Here is a 20327-nt window from a genome sequence, read left to right as displayed (position 1 = left end):
TAACATTTGGGTGCATTTCTTGCTGCGGTAACAGTTCGTTGCGACGGTAAATTTGCACTGGCGTGTTCATCAAAGGGCAATGGTTTGCGCGATATCCCTGCACAGTGTGAAACAAGGGGGAAAAGGATACACAGGCAGTACCCCCACCAGGTGCTGGTGCAGATGTGGCGCGCAAGGTTATGTCCAAGAAAAATTTGCAGGTCGTACGCAGAGCAAAAAAAGAGCCGCCCCGAGGGACGGCTCTTTCAGTACTGGTCTTAAAAAAGACTAGTGGGCGATCACGCGGAAGTCGTCGCGGCGGTTCTTGGACCACGAAGCTTCGTTGTTACCCTGCACGGCGGGGTTTTCCTTGCCGTAGCTGATCATTTCCAGCTGGCTGGGATTCACGCCAAGCGTAACCAGGTATTCGTAGGAAGCGCGGGCGCGGCGTTCGCCGAGGGCGAGGTTGTATTCCTGGGTGCCGCGTTCGTCGCAGTTGCCTTCGATGCGCACGCGGATAGAGGAGTACTTCTTCAGCAGATCGGCCTTGGTCTTCAGCATTTCTTTGTATTCGGGCTTGATGTCGAATTTGTCGAAAGCGAAGTAGACGCGGGCGTCAGTGATCTGCTGGATGGCCGCACGCATTTCGGGGGTCAGGCCATCGTCATAGCCGGGTTCGCTGGTGGTTTTCTTTGCGCAACCGAAGCCGGCGGCAAGGGCCATAACCAGAGCGAGAATAAGAGCATAGCGTTTCATTGTGTGTCCTCCTGAACAGCTCATTCTCCAAAAAAATTGATACCTTTCCTTTCTGCACACGCGAGGCCGTTTCGTCCTCGCATAACAGATGGTATCTGGCCCGCAATTTTTGTCAAGGCGTGGAAGGGGGTTTCGACGCACTTTCGTAAAATATTTTTTACCCATTTCGTCCCGTGAGGGCCGTAAAATCGAGTAAAAATGCGGGTAAGAGGCCTATCTGTTAATTTCTAGCTATTTTTGCTGACCGGGCATGCCCCAGCGCGGGAAGTAGACGGAACCACCACCGGTGGGCACCTGCTTCGCATCACCGCCGTGACGGGTGGTCAGGTAGATACCGTGACCGCTGCGCGTGGACGAGAACGCAATAAAGTAACTGTCGGCGCAGAAAGCGGGCTGTTCATCGCTGCCGGGGCCGAAAGTGACCTGACGTTCCATGCCGGTAAGCATATCTTGCACAAAAATACGGTGACCATAGTCGGTCATGCGGCTGTATACCACCAGAGTTCCGTCAGGCGACAGATTAGCCTCGGTGTTGTACGTGCCGTTTTTGCTCACGCGTGTGACCGATCCGCTGCTCAGATCCTTGAGGAAAATCTGCGGGCCGCCCAGGCGCGAAGAGGTAAATGCCATCTTGGTGCCCGTGCTGTCAAATGTGGGCGAAACATTGATGGAGTCGTTCTGCTCAAGCACGCGTTCTTTCTGGAAAACGTGGTTCAGCTGGAAGATAACAGGGTACTTGCCGTTGGAAAGCGCCACGGCAACCTTGTTGTCTGGCATAAAGGCAGGGCCGATAACCACGTTGCCGGGAAAGCGGATGCGCTGCACTTTGCCGCTGGAGCGATCCCACACGCCGAGGGCATGGGATTTTTCGTCAATGTGGGTAAAGACCACAAAGCGGCCATCAGGCGACCATGCGGGCGACATGGACTCGCCGGGCATGTTGGTGATCTGCCGCAGGTCGCGCCCGGTGGGCTTGACCAGCCACACGTTGGCGCTCATCTTGCCCGTCTTTTTTACAAAGGCAAGCGTGGAGCGGAAGAAGGCGCCATTGCCCGTAAGGGCTTCAAGCAGGTCGGCGCAGAATCGGTCGGCCACTTCGGGCAGGTCTTTGGAAGTAACCTTGGGGTACTCCTTGCCGAAAAGCCGCCCGCCAGTGTTGGTTTCAAAAGCGCGGATCTGCACGGGGCGGGTGCCGCTGTCGCCCTCGGGCCAGTAGGTCGTTACCACAATGTCCGACCCGGCAAGCTGGAAGCGCTTGAAATCGAGGGACGGCGGCTCATACCCGGGCAGAACAACGCCGCCAAGCACTGCTCTGGGATCGGTAAGGCGCATAAAGGGCAAAAAACTCAGGTTTTCCTGCACGATTTTTTGCAGGTCGGTGCCCATGCTGTTCGCTTCAACAGAGGGGCCCTTGATGGGGGCCGCCAGGGCAAGGTTAACAATGTTTTGCCCCGGACCGTAAATGTCCACGCGCATGGCGGCCTGCGCCCCGCTTCCGAGAGCCAGCCAGAACCCCAGGGTCAGGAGAAGAAGCTGTTTTTTCATGGCGTCAGTATTCCTTGTTCAAGCAGCACGCCTCAGCGGCGCACCAGTGTAAGGGTGATGTCCAGCGTTCCCCCAAGTTCGGCGGGCGGAGGGGGCAAGCTGCCTGCTCGGCGTATGCCTCGCTGCACATATTTGTCAAGAAGCTTGTCGCCCGTGGGCGATATTACCTTGAAATCAGTGATTTCTCCCTGAGGGGAAATCGTAAGCCTCAGGCGTGTCTGGTATTCACCCGGCTCTGTATCGGCAGGGATCAGGATGGCGTCGCGTATCTGCCGCGCCGCATCACGCCGATATTTTACACGATCAACGCCAGATGCGCCAGATGTAGTTGGGCCTGGTGCAGTCGCGCCAGATGCAGTCACGGCAGGCGCTGGAGTTCCCGAGGCTGCTACCGCCGCGCGACCAGAGGACGTGGCTGCCGAATCAGTTTTTGCCGGAGGCTGTGCTTTAGCCTGCACCTGAGCCTGCGCCGACGCTGCCGCTGATGCCGCCTCCATGTCCGGGTCGCCATAGGTGGGCAGATTGTCCGCCTGTCGGGCCGGCTTTTCTTTTGCCGCAGGGGCGGCCGGTTCTGCAGCGGTGGGGCTGCTCCTGCCAATAAGCTGCGTTGCCGGTGCATTGTCGGCCTGAGTCATGGCCGGGCCCTTTGCGCCTTTCTTTTTGCTTTCAGCGCCCGCCTTGGGGGCTGGCGCCGGGGCCACTGGCGCGGGCCTTACTTCCGGCGCGTCCTTGCCGCTGGCCTTGGCAATAGCTTCGGCCCTTTCACGTGCGCGGGCTTCTGCGGCTTCGGCTCTTGTGTCGCCAAGCGCGGCTTCAGCCTTGTTTCTGGCCTTGACCTCGGCCCGCAGCGCTTCTTCCGAACTCAGGGGTTCCGCCTTGGGTTTGCCCTTGGGGGTGCCGTTCCAGAATGTCAGGTGCACGTCCATGGGTGCGCCGTAAGGCGGTGTTCCAAAAGAACCAATTTGCCGCACTGCGCCGCATACCGAACTGTCAAAAGCTTCCAATCCCGAGGATTTGACGGGCTTGCAGTCTTCAACCTGCCCACGCCCGTTAACCGTGACCTTGAGGCGCACCTTGAAATCGCTCTTAAGCGCCGGGGGCGGAGCCCATATTTCAATAATCTTGTCCAGCATGTTTCCGGCATAGGTGCTTTGATCAGCACTGGCGGCAGAAGCGGCAAAAGCCCCGACCGCCGTGACGTAAAAGAACGTCACGGCGATGAGGCTTGAGCATATGCAAAGACTGCTGAGGTGCGTGCGCGGTTGGGAAGGCATATATCCTCCTGAATGCGCGCGTTACCAATTGCGCGTTTAGGTGGCCGCCTTAGCGGCCCATGAGTTCATCAAGCGTAAACACCAGGTCAAGGTCACCGTAATCCGCAGAAGGCGGGGGCGGGAACTGGCCGCTGTTGGCAGTGCGCACAATGGCGCTCGCTGCGGAAGCGTCAAACTGCGCATTGCCCGAACTGTGCGTTACTACGGGATTCTGCAACAGCTTGCCCTGGGCGTCTACCTTGACGTTGATGATGCAGCGCAGGTTCAGGCGGCTGGCCGAGGTAAAGCCCCAGTTGGGCCGTACAGCAAGCATGACCTGCCCCATGTACACATCTCCAAGGCCACCGCCGCCAGGGCCGGTGCCTTCGCCGCCACCGCCGCCCCTGTTGCCGCCTGCGCGGCGCTGGGCCTGGGCGAGAGCCTGCTCCACGGCATTGCCCCTGTCGCCGGAATCAGCCCGCGAGGTGGCTTTGCGCGCCTGTTGCAAGGCCGCTGCCACAGGGTCAACATTGGACTTGGCGTCCTTGGATTCCTTGGCGTCCTTCTTGGCGTCCGCCTTGGGAGGCTCCGGCTTTTTCTGATCCTTGGGAGCTTCTTTCTGCGGTTCTTCCTTGGGCTTGGGCTTGTCTTCTTTTTTCTGCGCGATAGGTTTCGCTTCTTCCTTGGGTTCCGGCTTGGGCTGCGGCTTTGGCTCGGGCTTGGGCTCGGGCTTTTTCACCGCCGCTGCATCCTGCTTGGGCTGGGGCGGAACAGGTTTGGGCTCTTTAACCTCAACGCGCTCGGGCGCGGCCACTTCCGCCTTGGGGGCGGGCGGCGTAGGCGCAAGGGGGCCATCGCCGGGCTGCCCCATATGCCCGAGTATGGGCGAGGGGGTACGGTTGCCGCCTGTGGCGCCCTCAACCAGGCTGATCATGACCGGAGGCGTGTCCAGCTTGATGGGCGGGCTGCTGGGCCAGAACCATATCAGCAAAAATATGGCCGCGTGCAGGCAGAATGAAAGAACGTATGAGGCCAGGCGCATAGAGCAATCCTATTTTCGGGCGCGTGCGGGCTTGCCGCCCTTGGGCGAGGCATCATCGGGCTGTTCGGCTATAACGCCGAGCTTTTCGATGCCCACGGCCTTGATGTGACCCATGACTTCCACAACGGTGCCGTAAGGCACTGCCTTGTCGGCCTGCAGAAAGAGCGTCTTGTTCTTTTCCTTGACCAGACGCTGCAAGTACCCCTCAAGGTCTTCCATGGTGTCCACGGGGTACTCGTCAAGGTACATCTTGCCGTCATTGCGCACGGTCAACACCATGTGGTCGGCCTCGGTAGAAAGCACTTCCACCTGCTTGGTCTGCGGCAGATCCACGTCCAGCCCCTGACTCATCATGGGGGTCGCCACCATGAAGATGATCAGCAGCACCAACATGACGTCCACAAAGGGCGTGACGTTGATGTCCGAAACAAACTTGTTGCCGCCGCCAACACTAGCGCCCATGCTACATCTCCGTTGCGCCCGTGCGCTGCACGGGGCGGTGGGCGTTGATTTCGCGCTGGACGCGGTTGAGGAACACGCCGGCAAAGTTCACCAGCAGCGTATCAACCTGCGAAAGCTTGCCCATGAAGATATTGAAGCCGATGGTGGCCGGAACAGCCACTGCCAGGCCGATGGCCGTAGCAACCAGAGCTTCCGAAATACCGGGGGCAACGGTAGCCAGGGAGGCCGACTTGAGCATGCCGATGGAGTGGAAGGAGCTCATGATGCCCCAGACCGTGCCAAACAGGCCGATAAAGGGGGCCGTGTTGGCGCAGGTGGCCAGAATAGACAGCGAGCTTTGCAGCCGGGCCAGTTCCGTGCCCACACCCTGACGCAGCGCGCGGCGAACGTTGTCGACCACCACTTCACTGCTGTTGCCAAGTTCTTTGGAACGGTTGAATTCAAGAACGCCCTGATGGGCGATGTAGTACAGCGGGGAAGTTGGGTCGGAACCCAAAGACTGCACGGCTTCGCGCAGATTGGCCGCCTTCTCGAACCTTTCCGTGCCGCTGAGAGCCTTTTTGTTAGCTGCGCTCAGGCCGATGAATTTCTGGATCATCAGCCCCCAGCTCCCAATGGACATCATGACCAGAAACGCCAGCACCGCCTTGGCCACCAGGCTTGCCTGGGCGATCATCGAAAAAAAACTGAATTCCATGAGGTTCTCCATATCTGCGCAACAACTGTGGTCTGTTTCAGTGCGCCGCAAAAAATGCCAGCACGGCAGACGCAAAGATGCGCCAACCGTCACGGCGGAGCTGCGGAATCCCGCAAGGACTCTGCTGCGCAGCATGCTACGACTGGGGTAAACTTTCAAGAAATTTTTTAGAATCCTCTTGCGGCTCCTTACGGGCATGGAATTTCGGGTTTCACTGCAAGCCTGTTGGGCGGGGTTTGAAACAGATGCTGCAATTTATGAAAAATTCAATTTTACACGTAAGTCTGTTTGTTGTTGAAATTGGCCATATTTTATGTATATTAGGGCACAAGAGTTACGCTTTATGGTTCTTTATTCAATAAACAGTACATGTGAAAATGGTTGTTGTTCAGCGCGCACTGTATAATAATACCTTTTAAAGAATGTCTGTTTTGCCATTTTGCGTAAAATTATCTTTTTCCATGAAGTGTTGCCAATGCCGTCTTCTGCGGTGTATGTAATCCGGGTCGAAGTAATTTTTAAAAGGTAGCGGAGCCATTCCGTCTGTAAATATATGAAACGCATTCCTGAACTGGGCCTCGTGTTTCTTGTTGTTGGTGTGCTTGCCGGGCCTGTGGGCGGCAATGCAGCGCTTGCCGATTCTTCTGTTGCCGCGCGCCCTTCTGGCAGCGCCGCCGTGCCGGTTTTTAGCGGAAGAACCTTGCCTTCAGGCAAGGACAATGCTTTGCCTACCGGGGCAGTTTCCATGCCCGAGGCTGTGGATCGCGCTTTGCGTCATAATCCGAGCCTGGGTTCGCAAGAGGCGCAGGGGCAGTCTTCTGAAGAAGCGCGCAAATCTGCGCGCGGGGCTTTTGGCCCCAAGCTTGGCACGACGTATTCCGCCTCCAAGCAGGAGAGAAAAACATCGCCCGCCTTGCCCAGCAGTAGCAGACCGGCGGAAAACGGCACCTATACCTGGGCCGTGGAAATTTCTCAGCCAGTGTTTCAGGGGTTTCAGCTTCTGGCCAATTATCAGAAGGCAGCCCTTCAGGCCGACAGCGATAAAGCCTCAGTGCGCAATGCCGAACTCTCCATGACAGAAAATGTTCAGACCCAGTTTCTGAACTATCTGCGCTATGAAGAAAGCGTGCGCAGCCAGCGTGACGCTCTGGCCCGGTTACAGGATCAGCTGCGCATCACCACGGCCTTTTTTGGCGTAGGTCTTCGCCCCCGGCTGGATGTGCTCCAGGCAGAAGTGGACGTGCGCCAGGCCGAGAATACCTTGATTCAGGTCGAAAACAGCCGCGACACCAGCCTTGCCAAGCTGAATACCTTGCTGGGGCTGCCCGCCACGGCCAAGATCAAGTTTACCGGCAAGCTTGCCCATGTGCCCTTTACCCGGTCGCTGGAGCAGTGCCTTGAAGCGGCCTACCGCCAGCGGCCCGATCTTTACATGGCGGCGCGCTCGGTGGAAATCGCGGGCAAATCGCAGCAGGCCGTGCAGAGCGGCTATTATCCGCAGGTGGAAGCCTATTACAATGTTTCGCAGAGCGGCAATTCGCTTGATCTGCAGGAAAAGGGCGACCGGGGTTCACGCAGCTCCGTATGGGAAGTGGGCGCCCGGGCCACCTGGGACGTTTTTCAGTGGGGAACCACGTACTATGCCGACAAAGAGGCAGGCTGGCTGGTCACAAAGATGCGCTATGCCGAAGAAGACCTGAAACTCAGCGTTGGCTACGACATCAAGTCGAAACTGCTTGCCGTGCAGGAAGCCGCCAAACGGATAACCGTGGCGGAAAAGGGCGTGGAGCAGTCTACTGAGGCATACAATGTGGCATTGGCCCGTTATCAGGAGCAGGTGGGCACCAACTTTGACGTGCTGGACGCTTCGTCCAAGCTCACCACCGCTCAGGCGACGTTAACAGGAGCAAAAGCCGATTATCTGACCGCTCTGGCGCAATTATATGTGGCCATGGGCGAATTTCACCCTGATCTTATGCGGCGTTGAGCGACGGCACGACCTTAGCCGCGCCGCCAAAAGCGATTACGAATGAATGAACCTTATTTGAACATTACCCCCCTCGGGGGGCTGGGAGAGATCGGCCTCAACTGTCAGCTGTGGGAAACCTCCGGCGGCGTGGTGATGGTTGATTGCGGCCTCATGTTTCCTGACGACGCCCACCTTGGCGTGGACGTTGTTATCCCGCACTTTGGCGCTGTCAGCGGCATCAAGGACAAGCTGCTCGGCATTGTGCTGACGCACGGGCATGAGGATCACATTGGCGCACTGCCCTGGATTGTGCCTGAAATCAAGGGTACCCGCATCTATGGCTCGCGCTTTACCCTGGCGCTTGTGGAACACAAGCTCAGGGAGCGGGAGATTCTGGATTGGGTGGAGCTGTGCCCTGTCGATATCAACACCGTGTTGCCTCTGGGCGACCTGACCTTTCATTTTTTCCCCGTCTGTCACTCCATTCCCGAAGGCTTTGGTCTGGGCGTAGAAACGCCCGTGGGCCGTGTGGTGCACAGCGGCGATTTCAAGATTGACCCGCACCCTCTCGACGCCACAGGCACCGACCTGAATCTTTTCCGCAATTTTGCCGGGCCGGACGGCGCACGGTTGTTGCTTTCGGATTCCACCAACATCGTGCGCGAGGGGCGTTCCCTTACGGAGCGCGAGGTCAAGGATTCGCTGGACAAGATATTCGCCAAGGCCGAAGGGCGCATCGTCATCACGCTGTTTTCCAGCCATATTCAGCGTATTCAGGAAGTTTTTGACCTTGCCCGCGAGCATGGGCGCACGGTGGTCATCAGCGGCAAGTCGCTGGCGAACAATATCGAAATGGCGCGAGATCTTGGCATTGCCAAGCTGCCGCCTTCGTTTTTCAACGCGCACAACGGCGTACCCGACCTGCCGGACGACCAGATCGTGCTGGTGGTGACAGGCGCGCAGGGCGAACCGCTCTCCGCCTTGTCGCGCATGGTGCTTGGCGGCCACAGACAGCTGGAGATCCGCAAGGGCGATACCGTGGTCATGAGTTCGCGTATGATCCCCGGCAATGCCAAGGCCATCTCCCGGCTGATCAACGAAATGTACCGCATCGGCGCAGAAGTGCTTTATGAAAGTGTTCACGCCATCCATGCCTCGGGGCACGGCCAGCGCGAAGAACTGCGCGATATGCTTGAGGCTGTGCGCCCCACGCTGTTTGTGCCTGTGCACGGCGAATACCAGCATCTGGTCAAGCATGGCCGCCTTGCTGTTGAATGCGGCGTGGAGCAGGACAACGTCATCCTGCTGGAAGACGGGCTGCCCCTTACCCTGCTCAAAGACTCTTTCCGCCTGGAACAGCGCGTTCCGGTCGAGTGTACGCTCGTGGACGGCAAGGGCGTGGGCGATGTGGGCTACGCCGTGCTCAAGGAGCGCCGCATTCTGGGTGATGAAGGCATGGTCATTGTGGTGCTGGTGGTTGATTCAGAAACCGGCAGCATACTGCACGGGCCGGAAATGATCTCCAAAGGTTTTGTGTTCGAGCAGCACTACAGCCACTTGCTGGAAGACGCCAAGTGCCTGGTGCTGGATGAGATTGAAGCGGCCCGCCCCGGTCAGCTTGGACGCTTGCAGGAAGGCATTCGTTCTTCGCTGCGGCGTTTCTTCCGCCGTGTGCTGGAGCGTGACCCCGTGGTCGTGCCCGTCATCAGCGAAGTCTAGGGCAAAGCTACAGATAACTATCCAGATTATTGCGGGGCTGAGGGGTAATCCTTCTTCCCTAATAGCTTCAGTACCGCTCAAAAGCCGCTGCCGACTGCCTGTCGGTGGCGGCTTTGCTTTTGAGGGAAAGATGGGCAGGCGGAGTAGGCACGTGTCCTGTGCTGCGGCTCGGGAATACACGCGGCAGAAGCATGCACGCTTCAGTTTGGCTCCGCACATAAAACGCGGTGCGTTTGCCAGGCAAACGCACCGCGTTACTATCGATTGCAGCAAGGGTACTGGTTTCGCGCCGCTATGGGGACAGCGGTCTACATGCCCAGATAGGCTGTGCGCACTTCTTCGCTGGTGAGCAGGTTGGCGGCTGTGTCGTGCATGACTATGCGGCCATTTTCCATAACATAGCCGTGGTTGGCGATGCGCAGGGCCTGGTTGGCGTTCTGCTCCACCAGAAAGACCGTGGTGCCGTTGGAATTGACCTTCTGGATGATGGAAAAAATCTGCTGAATGATGATGGGGGCGAGGCCAAGGGATGGTTCGTCCAGCAGCAGAAGCTTGGGACGGCCCATGAGAGCCCGGCTGATGGCAAGCATCTGCTGCTCGCCGCCGGAAAGGGTGCCGCCAGCCTGCTTGCGGCGCTCGGACAAAATGGGAAAAAGGCTGAACACATAGTCCAGATCGTCCTTCACGCCTGCCGGATCACGACGCAAAAATGCGCCGAGGTCGAGATTTTCGCTGACGCTCAGATCGGGGAAAATCAGGCGGCCTTCCGGTACCTGCGAAATGCCCAGAGTCACGATTTCGTGCGGGGGCAACTGGTGAATGGGCTTGCCGTACCAGAGTATCTCGCCTTTTCTGGGGCGGTTGATGCCGCAGATAGTCATAAGCGTGGTGGATTTGCCCGCGCCGTTGGCCCCGATCAGGGTGACAATTTCGCCTTCTTCAATATTCAGCGAAATATCGCGCAGGGCCTGAATGTTGCCGTAATAGGTGTCTACGTTACGCAGCTCAAGCATCGCTTTCTCCCAGATAGGCCTTGATGACGCGGGGGTTGGTGCGGATTTCAGCGGGGGTGCCTGTGGCGATGCAGGAGCCGTATTCCATGACGTAGATGCGGTCGGAAAGCGACATGACCATGCCCATATCGTGCTCGATAAGCAGGATGGAGAGCTGCTGGTTGTCGCGGATGGAGCAGACCAGCTCCTTGAGTTCGTTGGTTTCCTGGGGGTTCATGCCCGCTGCGGGTTCGTCCAGCAGCAGCATGCGCGGCTCGGTCGCCATTGCGCGGGCGATTTCAAGCCGCCGCTGTGCGCCGTAGGGCAGGTTGTTGGCCGTTTCGTTCCAGAAATCCTGAAGCTTCACCAGTTCCAGAAGTTCATAGCTGCGGTCGATGCAGTCCTGCTCTTCACGGCGGGTGCGGCCATCGCGCACGATCGCGCCAAAAATGCCCGCCTTGGTGCGGCAGTGGCGGCCAATCATCACGTTTTCAAGCACGGTCATTTCGCTGAAAAGGCGGATGTTCTGGAACGTGCGGGCCATGCCCATCGCCGTGATGAGGTGGGGCTTTTTGCCGTTGAGCAACTGCTTGTCGCCCGAGGCGTCGTGCAGAAACATCTGCCCCTCTGTGGGGGTGTAGATGCCGGTCACGCAGTTGAAAAACGTGGTCTTGCCTGCGCCATTGGGGCCGATAAGGGCAACGATCTCGCCGCTGTTCACGGTGAGCGAAAGCTCGTTAAGCGCGCGGAGACCGCCAAAATCCTGAGAAAGATCCTTTACTTCCAGTACCGGTTTCATCAGCGGCCTCCTTCAGCACCGTGCAGGTTGCTGATGCGGTAGCGGCGTCGTTCGCCGCTGATGAGGCCCTGTGGCCGGAAGAGCATCATAATCACCATGATCGCTCCGAAAAGCAGCATGCGGTAGTCAGAGAAAGCCCGCAGATATTCCGGGGCAAGAATGAGAATCAGCGCTGCAATGACCACGCCCGCAATGGAACCCATGCCGCCCAGCACCACCATTGAAAGAATCATGGCTGATTCCATGAAGGTAAAGCTGGAGGGATTAATATAGGTGGTCTTGGCGGCAAAGATTACCCCGGCAAAGCCAGCCCAGCAGGAGCCGAGCGCAAAGGCCGAAAGTTTTACCCGCGTGATGTCCACGCCCATGGCCTCGCAGGCTATTTCGTCTTCCCGCAGGGCTTGCAGGGCCAGCCCCACACGTGAATTCTTGAGCCGGGTGATAACCACAATGGTAACCACAACTGCGGCCAGCACCAGATAGTAGATGTAGGTGGTGGACGCGGTGATGTCCATGCTCATACCAAAAAAACCGGGGCGCGGAATGTCGCTGACGCCGCGTGGGCCGCCGGTGACGGTGTTCCAGTTTTGCAGGGTGAGGCGCACAATTTCGCCAAAGCCCAGGGTCACAATGGCGAGGTAGTCGCCACGCAGCCGCAGCACGGGAAAGCCCAGGCCAAGGCCGAAAAGCACGGTGAGGAAACCGCCGATGGGCAGGCAGGTCCAGAAGCCGAGGCCGAAATACTGGTTCAGCAGGCCGTATGTATACGCGCCAATGGCGTAAAAAGCCACGTAGCCAAGCACAAGCTGGCCCGCCAGACCCACAACGATGTTCAGGCCCAGCGCCAGCATGACGTACAGCAGGGCGGAGATCATGATGTTGGTCTGGTAGAAGGAGCTGACCAGAGGCATGCCGATGAGCACAACGGCAAGCACGGCAAGCCCGCCAAGGCGGAGGCCAGCGCTGTTTCTGAATGATTCAATAATCTCTGCCAGATTGAAGCACTTGGGCAGGGTGATGATCTTGGCGCCAGCAGCTTTACGGCTGAAGCACCAGTCCCAGATAAGTGCAAGCACAAAAATGCCTGCGCCAAGAGCCAATATGCGGTCAAAACGCCAAACAACGGTTTTTGCCGCCACGTTCAGCTTGATACCCAGCACCGGCAGGGTGAGCAACATGAACCACAGGGCGGCGATGGCGGCTTTAAGTATGCGCTGCATGGCTACACCTTCTGCACTGTGGCTTTGCCCAAGATTCCGTCGGGCCTGAAAATGAGAATGAGGATAAGAATGCCGAAGGCCAGCATGTCTTCGTAGTTGCCGGAAAAATAGCCCGTGGTGAAGCTTTCGGCCAGGCCAAGCACAAGCCCGCCCACCATTGCGCCGGGGATGGAGCCGATGCCGCCGAGCACTGCGGCGGTAAAGGCCTTAAGCCCAGCCAGAAAACCGATGCCAAAGTTGACCTGCCCCATGTGCGAGGCGATAAGCACGCCGCCAAGGGCCGCCAGGGCGGAACCGATGATGAACGTGAGGGAGATGATGCGGTCGGCATTGATGCCGAGCAAAAGGGCCATCTTGCGGTTTTGGGCCGTGGCGCGCATGGCTTTGCCCATGCGGGTGTAGTGGATGAAAAGCGAGAGCGAAACCATGGCAAAGGTGCTGACCATCAGGATGAGAAAGTCGCTGGCACCCATGACGTAGTCGATGTGCTCAAGAAAATCCATTTCCGGCAGCAGGTTGGGAAAAGGCACAAAGTCGGATGTCTGCGCAAGCAGCACATAGTTTTGCAAAAAGATGGACATACCGATGGCAGAGATAAGCGGCGACAGGCGCGGTGCGCCCCGCAGGGGCTTGTAGGCGACCTTTTCCAGCGTATAGCCGTAGGCGGAACACCAGACTATGGCCGCAAGAGCCGCCACAATAAGAATGCCGCCAGCAGGGAAGCCATAGACGCCAAGCGCGCCAGCTATTAGCAGGGCCGTGAATGAGCCCAGCATATACACTTCGCCATGGGCAAAATTGATGAGCCCGATAATGCCGTAAACCAGCGTATAGCCGAGGGCGATCAGCGCATAAATGCTGCCCCGGGTTAAACCGCCGAAAAAGAGCTCTATAAAAAATTGAATGTCCATGCAAACTCGCGCGCGGTACGGGGGGTGTCCCTGTTCGTTCCGCCTGTCCCGTTAATGCCGTCAGCTTCCGGCGATGCGTGAAAAGCCGGGGCGCGGCCATGGCCGCGCCCCGGTAGACGTTTAGTCCAGGGTAATGCTGTGATTAAGCTCTACAAACTTGCCATCTTTGATCTGGTAGATGGAAAGGCCCATACCGGCGGCATCGCCGGTCTTGCTGAAGGTCAGCTTGCCCAGCGGGGTTTCCACCGGGGTGGTGCGCAGTGCTTCCACAATCTTGGCGGCATCGGTGGAGCCAGCCTTGGCAATGGCGTTCACCAGAGCCTGGGTGGCGGCGTAGCCGTTGTAGTAGAAGGAACCGGGATCGCTGCCGAACATCTTCACATGGCCTTCGTGGGCATGCTTGTAAGCGGGCAGGTTACTGGTGTCCTTGGGATAGGAGGCATACACGCCTTCGGCGTCCTTGCCAGCCATCTTGATGAAGGCGTCGTCCTTGAGGCCGTCGGGGCCGATCATGGCGGTGGTCACGCGGTCGCGGCGCATCTGCTGCAGCAGCTTGGAAGCAGTGGGCTGGTAGCCGCCGAACACGAGGATGTCGGGCTGGGCGCGGCGCAGCTTGCGCACAACGGCGGAGAAGTCCACAGCGTCAGGGGTAACGGCTTCGTACAGAACGGTTTCCACGCCAGCCTTTTCAAGGGTTTCGCGGTTGTTGTCCACAAAGCCCTTGCCGTAGTCGCCATTGTCGTGCAGGTAGGCGACCTTCTTGGCCTTGAGGCCGTTCAGGATGAAGTCGCTGGTCAACTTGGCCTGGGCCTTGTCGTTGGCGATGGTGCGGAAGAAATAGGGGTTGGTGCCGCTTTCAGTAAGGCTGGGGGTCGTGGCAGAAGGCGACATGGAGACGATCTTGGCCTCGGTGTACAGCGGCAGGGTAGCCTTGGTAGCGCCGGAGCAGATGTGGCCCATGACCACGTTCACCTTTTCGGAAATAAGCTTGGTGGCCGCGTTGGTGGCCAGCTCGGGCTTGCACTGGTCATCCTGGGCGATCAGTTCAATCTGACGGCCAAGCACGCCGCCGTTGGCGTTCACTTCGGCAATCACAACCTTGGCGGCGTTCAGGCTGGGAACGCCGTAGGAGGCCAGGTCGCCGGAGTGCGCGCCGGCAACGCCGATTTTAATGGGATCCGCAGCCATTGCGGGCGCGGCAATTGCCACGCAGAATGCCATTGCAGCAAGCCAAGTCATACCTTTTTTCATCTCCGCCCTCCGCGAGAAAAGATGTGCGCACAAATGATGCGCCGCTTGTGGATGAAGGCTTTTCTATTGCCTCATTGCGGGCATCCTGTCAATGCGCGCACGGCGCGGCGATTGAAAGGCCGCAGGGCGGCAAACCGCCGAATGCCTTGCAAAAAAAGATATTCCATTAAAACTGTCTGCTCATTGCGCAAGGGCCTCTTTCAGGGCCTGCACCCCACGCTCCATGGACTGCTCCGACAGGTGAGCATAGCCCAGTATCAGTTCGTGCGCGTGCGCGCCGTTGCGGCACAGCGAATGGTGCTCCACCGGCACGGCCCGAACGCCCTGCGCGCGCATGGCCGCGAGCACTTTGTCTGAAAAATGGATTCCGGGAAATCCCGCCACCAGATGCAGCCCGGCAGCCTGTCCGCTGGCGGTGAAGCTGTCGCCAAAGTGCCGCCGCAGACATTCCAGCAGGTAGAGCCTTTTGCCTTTATACAGCTTGCACATTCTCCAGATATGCCGCTCAAGCCCCCCGCTGGAGATAAAGGCGGCCAGCGTGCGCTGCGAAAGCGCATCGGTGTGCACATCCGTGTACTGCTTTTCTTCGGCCCAGGGGCGCACCATGTCCGGTGGTATCACGGCAAAGCCCAGGCGCAGGGCTGGAGCCAGAATCTTACTGAACGAACCAATATATATGCCCCTGTCGGGCGCAAGCTCGCGCAGGGCGCTGACGGGCGTTCCCTCAAAACGGAATTCGCCATCATAGTCGTCCTCCACCACCATGCAGTCGCGCTGTCGGGCAAAGTCCACCAGCGCCTGTCGCCGCTGCGCGGAAAGGATGCCCCCGGTAGGATACTGGTGCGAAGGAGTCACATAGACAAAGGCGCATCGTTGGGTGGTCTGCTCCGAGAGATTTTGCAGGCGGCTGACGTCCATGCCTTGCGCGTCTGCAGTTATGCCTTCAATGGCGTACCCGGCGCGCGATATCACCTCCACCAGCCCCCGGTGCACGGGATCTTCCACAATTGCCAGGGCATTCGGGCGGTTGAGCAGGCGCGCCACAAGCCTGAGCCCCTGGGTTGCGCCTGTTGTGATCATTACCTGCTCCGGTGCGGCGCGCAGGCCCCGCATGCGCAGCAGCCATCCGGCAATGGCCTCCTGCAATTCGGCAACCCCTTGAGGCCTGCAATAGCGCAGAGCCGAGGCGGGTAAAGTATCGCACACCTGCCGATACAGCCGGCCCCATTCCGCCGCAGGAAAGTGCTCCAGCGCCGGGATGCCGGACTGAAAGTTCACAAGTCCCGGCGGGTCGGCGCGGGAATCATCGTGCGCATGCTCATCTGTCGTAGATTTTTGTCCGCACACTTGCGGCTGGGGCCGGATACCTTGCGCCACATGCGTTCCCGAGCCGCGCTGCGATTCAAGATAGCCTTCGGCCAGCAACTGGTCGTAGGCTTCAATAACAGTGCTGCGGGCCACATGCAGTTCTTTGCCCAGTTGCCGGGTGGAGGGCAGACGGTCGCCTGCTGCCAGATGACCGCGTAAAATCAGTTCCCTGATCTGCGCGCTGATCTGGCGGTTCAGCGAAAGCGGGCTGTCTGCATCAAGACTGATCCACATGGCGCACCTATAATTGGTATGATAAAAAATGCCAAAAAGTGGCACTTATCAAAACCACTTTAGCTACGCTAGCCTTTCAAACGTCAGATGGCAATACGTGCCGGAAGACGTTCAGCATGCCGAGGCATTGTGCGGGCATCACAAGGAGAGGAAGTAATGAGCGTGTGTGAAAACAGTGCGCAAGGTGCTGCGGTTGAGAAAGCTGCCGGGGGAGCGCAACCACTGGTGCAACCGGGGCAAGCGCGCCCCTGGGGAGCCTGGATCAGCCTGACCCTTGCCATGAGCATCGCTGGCAGCGCCGTGGTGGCGGGAAAACTGCTGGTGGGTAGCCTGCCTGTGTTTCTTGCGGCGGGGCTGGGCCTTGGAGCAGGGCTGCTGGTGATGCTGCCCCAGTTGTGGCTGCGGCGTGAAAGGGGAACGCTTGATGGGCGCACCCACGCGACATTGGCGCTTCAGGCATTGTGCGGCATAGCTCTGTACCGGATTTGCACCTTTGAGGGGCTTCGCTTTACCAGCGCGGCTTCTGCGGGCTTGATGAGCAGCGCAGCGCCAGCGGTCATTGGCTTGCTGGCATGGGGCATGCTGCGGGAGAGGCCGCCGCTGCGGCGTATTGCGGGCATAGCCTGCGTGAGTCTGGGCCTGCTCGCCATTAATCTTACGCCCTTTCTGGCAGCGCCGGGAGGCGCTGGTGTGGAAGCCACGCCAGCAAGCGGAGGCGAGGCCTGGCGCACATTGCTGGGCAACGGCCTTGTGCTGGTGGCCGTATTGTGCGAGGCGGCATTTTCCGTGCTCAGCAAAGCGCGCTGCTGCCCCATGTCGCCCTTGCGGCGCACGACAATTGTGTCATTTTATGCATTTGTCATGCTGTTGCCCATGGCCCTGTTTGAGGCCCGAGATTATGATTTTACCTCATTGTCTGCCTCAGCCATATGGGGGCTTGCCTATTATGGCGCTGCGGTTTCTTACCTGTCGTATGTGCTGTGGTTTCGTGGGATTGCTCAGGTGCAGGCCAGCGCAGCCGCGGCATTTACAGGCTTGGTGCCTTTGAGCGGCGTAGCGCTTTCGTGGCTGGTGCTTGGTGAGCAGATTCTGTGGACGCATCTTGCGGGTCTGGCCTGCGTGACGGCGGGCATATGGCTTTCGTGCGCAGCAACCAATGCGCCGGATGGCAAGTAGGGCGCGGGCAAGCCGCGACCTGCTCCTGATTTCTGGCCGCATTGCCGATGGCAAGGCTTATAAATAGAAAGAGGGGCTTTCGCCCCTCTTTTCATTCAGATGACAAACCCCGTTGCACGGGTTTTGCGCTGCCAGCGGCGGCAGACCGCCGGGCAGTAAGCACAGAAATCAGTCGCTCGTCAGCGCGGGCAAGCCGCAGCCTGCTCCTGATTTCTGGCCGCATTGCCGTTGGCAACGCTTATAAATAGAAAGAGGGGCTTTCGCCCCTCTTTCTATTTATCCCACGGTCGGGAAACTATTCTTCTTCGCCTTCAAACTTGATGAACCCGGGGTTCACGTTGACCATGGCGTTGACGATGAGTTCCACCAGGCCGCCGTAAGCGAAGTTGTTCTTGGTGTACAGATCGTTGTGTTCCAGCATTTCGCGGATCTGGCCCTTGCAGTTGGAGCAGGGAGCGCAGATGTACTTGCGGGTTTCCGGTCCAAGGCAATCCTTGAAGGCTTCGGCGATCTGCCACATCTTTTTGCGGCCAGAGATGTTGCCGCGCCATTGCTCGATGTTGTTGCGGGTCATGATGGCAAAGCCGGAGCCGCCGCCGCAGCAGTAGTTGTCCACACCGTGGCAGGGCATTTCGCGGAACATGGGCGCAATCTTGCGCACGATTTCGCGCTGGGGTTCAACAATGCCCATGAGGCGCACGATATTGCAGGGGTCGTGCAGGGTCACGGGGAAGTTGTTGCGCGAAGGATCAAGCTTGAGGCGGCCCGACATGACGATGTCGTGCAGGGTCACGTAGCAGCTTTCGCGCGGCACCTGATATTCGAAGGGGATAACGCGGTCGGCGATAACGGTCAGGGCCTTGTGGGCGTGGCCGCATTCACCGATGACGATCTTCTTAACGCCAAGTTCCTTGGCGGCCATCATGTGCTGCAGGGCAATACGGGCGGTCTGGGCGTCGTCGTAGAACACGCCGTAGTTCACGCCGTCGTACGCCAGAGCCTTGCTCGAGAGCGTCCATGAAAGACCGGCTTCCTGGAAGATCAGCGAGAAGGCGGCGATGTTTTCAGGCCAGGCCATCACTTCGCCAGCGTTGTGCAGCAGCATGATGTCTGCACCCTGCACGTCAAAGGGAGTGTGGATGCCCACGCCGGTGATTTCGGTGTAGTCCTCGTCGATGAACTCCACGTTTTCTTTCACCACTTCAGGCGTCATGCCGGTGGAAGACCCGCACTTCATCTGGTTCATGGTGCCCTTTTCGTGCAGTTCGCGGGCGTAGATGCCCATCTCCTGGCTGAAAAGCTTGCGGATTTCGCGGGCCAGCAGGCCGTTGTCCACACCAATGGGGCAGGTCTGCGCGCAGCGACGGCAAAGGTTGCAGCGGTAGGCCAGTTCGCCCAGGCGGGCCACGGTCTTCCAGTTCAGGCCCATGTCGCCGTAGCGCCATTTGGCAAAGGGTTCTTTCTTCACATACTGCTTGTAGATGCGGCGGAAGATTTCAGACCGGAAGTTGGGCCGGTACATTTCGTTTTTGCCAGACATCTCGTACAGATGGCAGGCATCAGAACAGGAGTTGCACTGGGCGCAGTAGTCCATGCTGGTTTCGAGCATGGGCAGGAAGGTCCAGTTGTTTTCCTTGGTGAACAGCTTGCGCATGCCGTTGAGGAACTTGTTGACCAGCTCCTCTTCTTCTTCCTTGTTCTTGGGCACAGGAATGTTCAGCACGCACACATCGTCAAGGATGCAGGCGGTGTTCTGCTTCTGCTCATCTGTAAAGGGCTTCCAGGGCATGGTATGCACGTCCAGGGGAAGCTCAGGAATATCCTTGAGGTCAATGCTGACCATCTGCCCTTCGGCAGTGGAAACATCTTTCAATTGCAGTTTATCTTTCATGATGGAACTCCCTAGTCTTCCTTCTTGGGGGCTGCGGGATTGGTGGTGGCCACATCAACCCAGGTCTTGGGCTGGCCATCGCCATTGATATGATCGGCAGACCACGTGACGTTGAACTTCAGGGCGTCCATGATCTTCTGCTGGTTCTTGGGGCTGTAGTTGGTGGGTTCGTCACCCCAGCGGATGTCGTGGTAGGTGAAGTACTTCATGAAGACGTGGCCCATGTGGGTCATGGGAATCCAGATCAGCAGGAAGAAGCCCACCAGCAGGTGCAGGCTGAACAGCACGTTGGTCTGCGGGGCAAAGTGGAACGTGATCAGGTTGTACATGAAGGTGCGGGCCAGCTCGAAGTAGGAAGGAGCGGTAGCCCAGGCAGCCAGGCCCAGCACGCCGAAGAGCACGAAGACAAGCAGGTTGAAGTAATGCTCGGGGGTGCTGTAGCGGCGCAGGCCTTCATCGGCGCGACGGCGCAAAACAAGGCTGACGCCGCCCACAATGATGCACAGCGTGCCAGCCAGGGCACAGGCGCTGATAACATTGCCGACAAAGATCATCAGACCGCCCTGGGGGTTGAGGCCCAGAACCTGCGCGATGGCGGCAAACAGCACCACGATGGTGCCCCCCATGAGCATGTACATGCCCACATGGAAGGGATAGGTGCGCACCCAGAGCTTGAGGTTGTGTTCAAAGGTGGCGTGCAGGAAAAGCACTTCGGTCAGCAGGGCCTTGACGTCGCCCATGTGAGCGATGTGACGAGGCTTGGTCCACCAGTCCTTTTCTTCCATAAAGCTGCCGCCGTACACCGTCTTGGAGCCTTCGTGAGGCACGGGGTACAGCTCCCAGCGCACGTGCAGGGGGCTGGCTGCAAGATACGATTTGATCTTGAGGTAGGCCATGCAGAAAAAGCCGGCTACCGCCAGATAGCCAAGAATGTAAAAAAGTGTGGTCATGCGTTTACTCCCGTGGGGTCAAGATGCCGCTAAATCGTGGGTTAGTTGCGGCCGGCACAGCCGACACGCTTTCAAGCCCGGCATGCGTCTGCCTGCCTGCAACCTCTCCTTTT

At 58.5% G+C, this 20327-nt stretch carries 17 protein-coding genes; 3 read left to right on the top strand and 14 right to left on the bottom strand.

Annotation, left to right across the window (positions count from 1 at the left end):
• Positions 1-267: 267 nt before the first annotated feature.
• The 6 genes from pal to tolQ all read right to left on the bottom strand — a co-directional run bounded on the left by pal (position 268) and on the right by tolQ (position 5734).
• On the bottom strand, positions 268-735 hold the full coding sequence (gene pal / locus NE637_RS07930; RefSeq protein ID WP_192112865.1) for a peptidoglycan-associated lipoprotein Pal: 468 nt from the start codon (positions 733-735) through the stop codon (positions 268-270).
• Positions 736-966: 231 nt separating this feature from the next.
• Positions 967-2280 carry a beta-propeller domain-containing protein gene (locus NE637_RS07925; RefSeq protein ID WP_192112866.1) on the bottom strand — a complete coding sequence of 438 codons (1314 nt, stop codon included), beginning with the start codon at positions 2278-2280 and terminating at the stop codon, positions 967-969.
• A gap of 32 nt (positions 2281-2312) precedes the next feature.
• Positions 2313-3554 carry a TonB family protein gene (locus NE637_RS07920; RefSeq protein WP_227118212.1) on the bottom strand — a complete coding sequence of 414 codons (1242 nt, stop codon included), beginning with the start codon at positions 3552-3554 and terminating at the stop codon, positions 2313-2315.
• Positions 3555-3603: 49 nt separating this feature from the next.
• Positions 3604-4575, bottom strand: coding sequence for a cell envelope integrity protein TolA (gene tolA / locus NE637_RS07915; RefSeq protein ID WP_192112868.1), 972 nt, complete (start codon positions 4573-4575; stop codon positions 3604-3606).
• A gap of 9 nt (positions 4576-4584) precedes the next feature.
• Positions 4585-5037, bottom strand: coding sequence for an ExbD/TolR family protein (locus NE637_RS07910; protein WP_022658281.1), 453 nt, complete (start codon positions 5035-5037; stop codon positions 4585-4587).
• A 1-nt stretch (position 5038) separates the two neighbouring features.
• Positions 5039-5734, bottom strand: a complete 696-nt coding sequence (tolQ, locus tag NE637_RS07905) for a protein TolQ (protein ID WP_192112869.1) — start codon at positions 5732-5734, stop codon at positions 5039-5041.
• 553 nt (positions 5735-6287) lie between these two features.
• Here tolQ and NE637_RS07900 point away from each other — a divergent pair.
• Together NE637_RS07900 and NE637_RS07895 are read left to right on the top strand one after the other, a co-directional pair.
• Positions 6288-7721 carry a TolC family protein gene (locus tag NE637_RS07900; protein WP_209818964.1) on the top strand — a complete coding sequence of 478 codons (1434 nt, stop codon included), beginning with the start codon at positions 6288-6290 and terminating at the stop codon, positions 7719-7721.
• 42 nt (positions 7722-7763) lie between these two features.
• Positions 7764-9422, top strand: coding sequence for a ribonuclease J (locus NE637_RS07895; protein ID WP_209818966.1), 1659 nt, complete (start codon positions 7764-7766; stop codon positions 9420-9422).
• A 308-nt stretch (positions 9423-9730) separates the two neighbouring features.
• Here the strand turns inward: NE637_RS07895 and NE637_RS07890 are convergent, their stop codons facing one another.
• The 6 genes from NE637_RS07890 to pdxR form a co-directional block, all read right to left on the bottom strand.
• On the bottom strand, positions 9731-10435 hold the full coding sequence (locus NE637_RS07890; RefSeq protein WP_022658285.1) for an ABC transporter ATP-binding protein: 705 nt from the start codon (positions 10433-10435) through the stop codon (positions 9731-9733).
• Positions 10428-11213 (bottom strand): ABC transporter ATP-binding protein, encoded by a 786-nt coding sequence (locus tag NE637_RS07885; protein ID WP_022658286.1) that lies wholly within the window; start codon positions 11211-11213, stop codon positions 10428-10430. Before NE637_RS07885 ends, NE637_RS07890 begins: the two co-directional genes overlap by 8 nt.
• Complete coding sequence (locus NE637_RS07880; RefSeq protein ID WP_022658287.1) at positions 11213-12433, bottom strand: ABC transporter permease subunit; 1221 nt, start codon at positions 12431-12433, stop codon at positions 11213-11215. The genes NE637_RS07885 and NE637_RS07880 overlap by 1 nt, the downstream gene beginning before the upstream one ends.
• 2 nt (positions 12434-12435) lie before the next feature.
• Complete coding sequence (locus tag NE637_RS07875) at positions 12436-13344, bottom strand: ABC transporter permease subunit (protein ID WP_227118211.1); 909 nt, start codon at positions 13342-13344, stop codon at positions 12436-12438.
• A 120-nt stretch (positions 13345-13464) separates the two neighbouring features.
• Positions 13465-14595: a branched-chain amino acid ABC transporter substrate-binding protein gene (locus NE637_RS07870; protein ID WP_022658289.1), complete on the bottom strand. Its 1131-nt coding sequence runs from the start codon at positions 14593-14595 to the stop codon at positions 13465-13467.
• Between the two features lie 180 nt (positions 14596-14775).
• The gene (gene pdxR, locus NE637_RS07865) at positions 14776-16197 is read right to left on the bottom strand and encodes a MocR-like pyridoxine biosynthesis transcription factor PdxR (RefSeq protein ID WP_227118210.1); all 1422 of its coding nucleotides are present in this window, start codon (positions 16195-16197) and stop codon (positions 14776-14778) included.
• A gap of 156 nt (positions 16198-16353) precedes the next feature.
• On the opposite strand from pdxR, the gene NE637_RS07860 reads away from it, so the two are divergent.
• On the top strand, positions 16354-17373 hold the full coding sequence (locus tag NE637_RS07860) for a DMT family transporter (protein ID WP_227118209.1): 1020 nt from the start codon (positions 16354-16356) through the stop codon (positions 17371-17373).
• Positions 17374-17668: 295 nt separating this feature from the next.
• On the opposite strand, the gene NE637_RS07855 is transcribed toward NE637_RS07860, so the two are convergent.
• A complete protein-coding gene (locus NE637_RS07855; RefSeq protein ID WP_022658293.1) occupies positions 17669-19264 on the bottom strand; it encodes a (Fe-S)-binding protein in 1596 nt (531 codons plus the stop codon).
• An 11-nt stretch (positions 19265-19275) separates the two neighbouring features.
• Positions 19276-20214 carry a respiratory nitrate reductase subunit gamma gene (locus tag NE637_RS07850; protein ID WP_215647820.1) on the bottom strand — a complete coding sequence of 313 codons (939 nt, stop codon included), beginning with the start codon at positions 20212-20214 and terminating at the stop codon, positions 19276-19278.
• Positions 20215-20327: the final 113 nt, after the last annotated feature.

It is taken from the genome of Desulfovibrio desulfuricans, from assembly GCF_024460775.1.
Classification (GTDB): domain Bacteria; phylum Desulfobacterota; class Desulfovibrionia; order Desulfovibrionales; family Desulfovibrionaceae; genus Desulfovibrio; species Desulfovibrio desulfuricans_E.
This window is presented reverse-complemented; position numbering and strand designations above follow the sequence as displayed.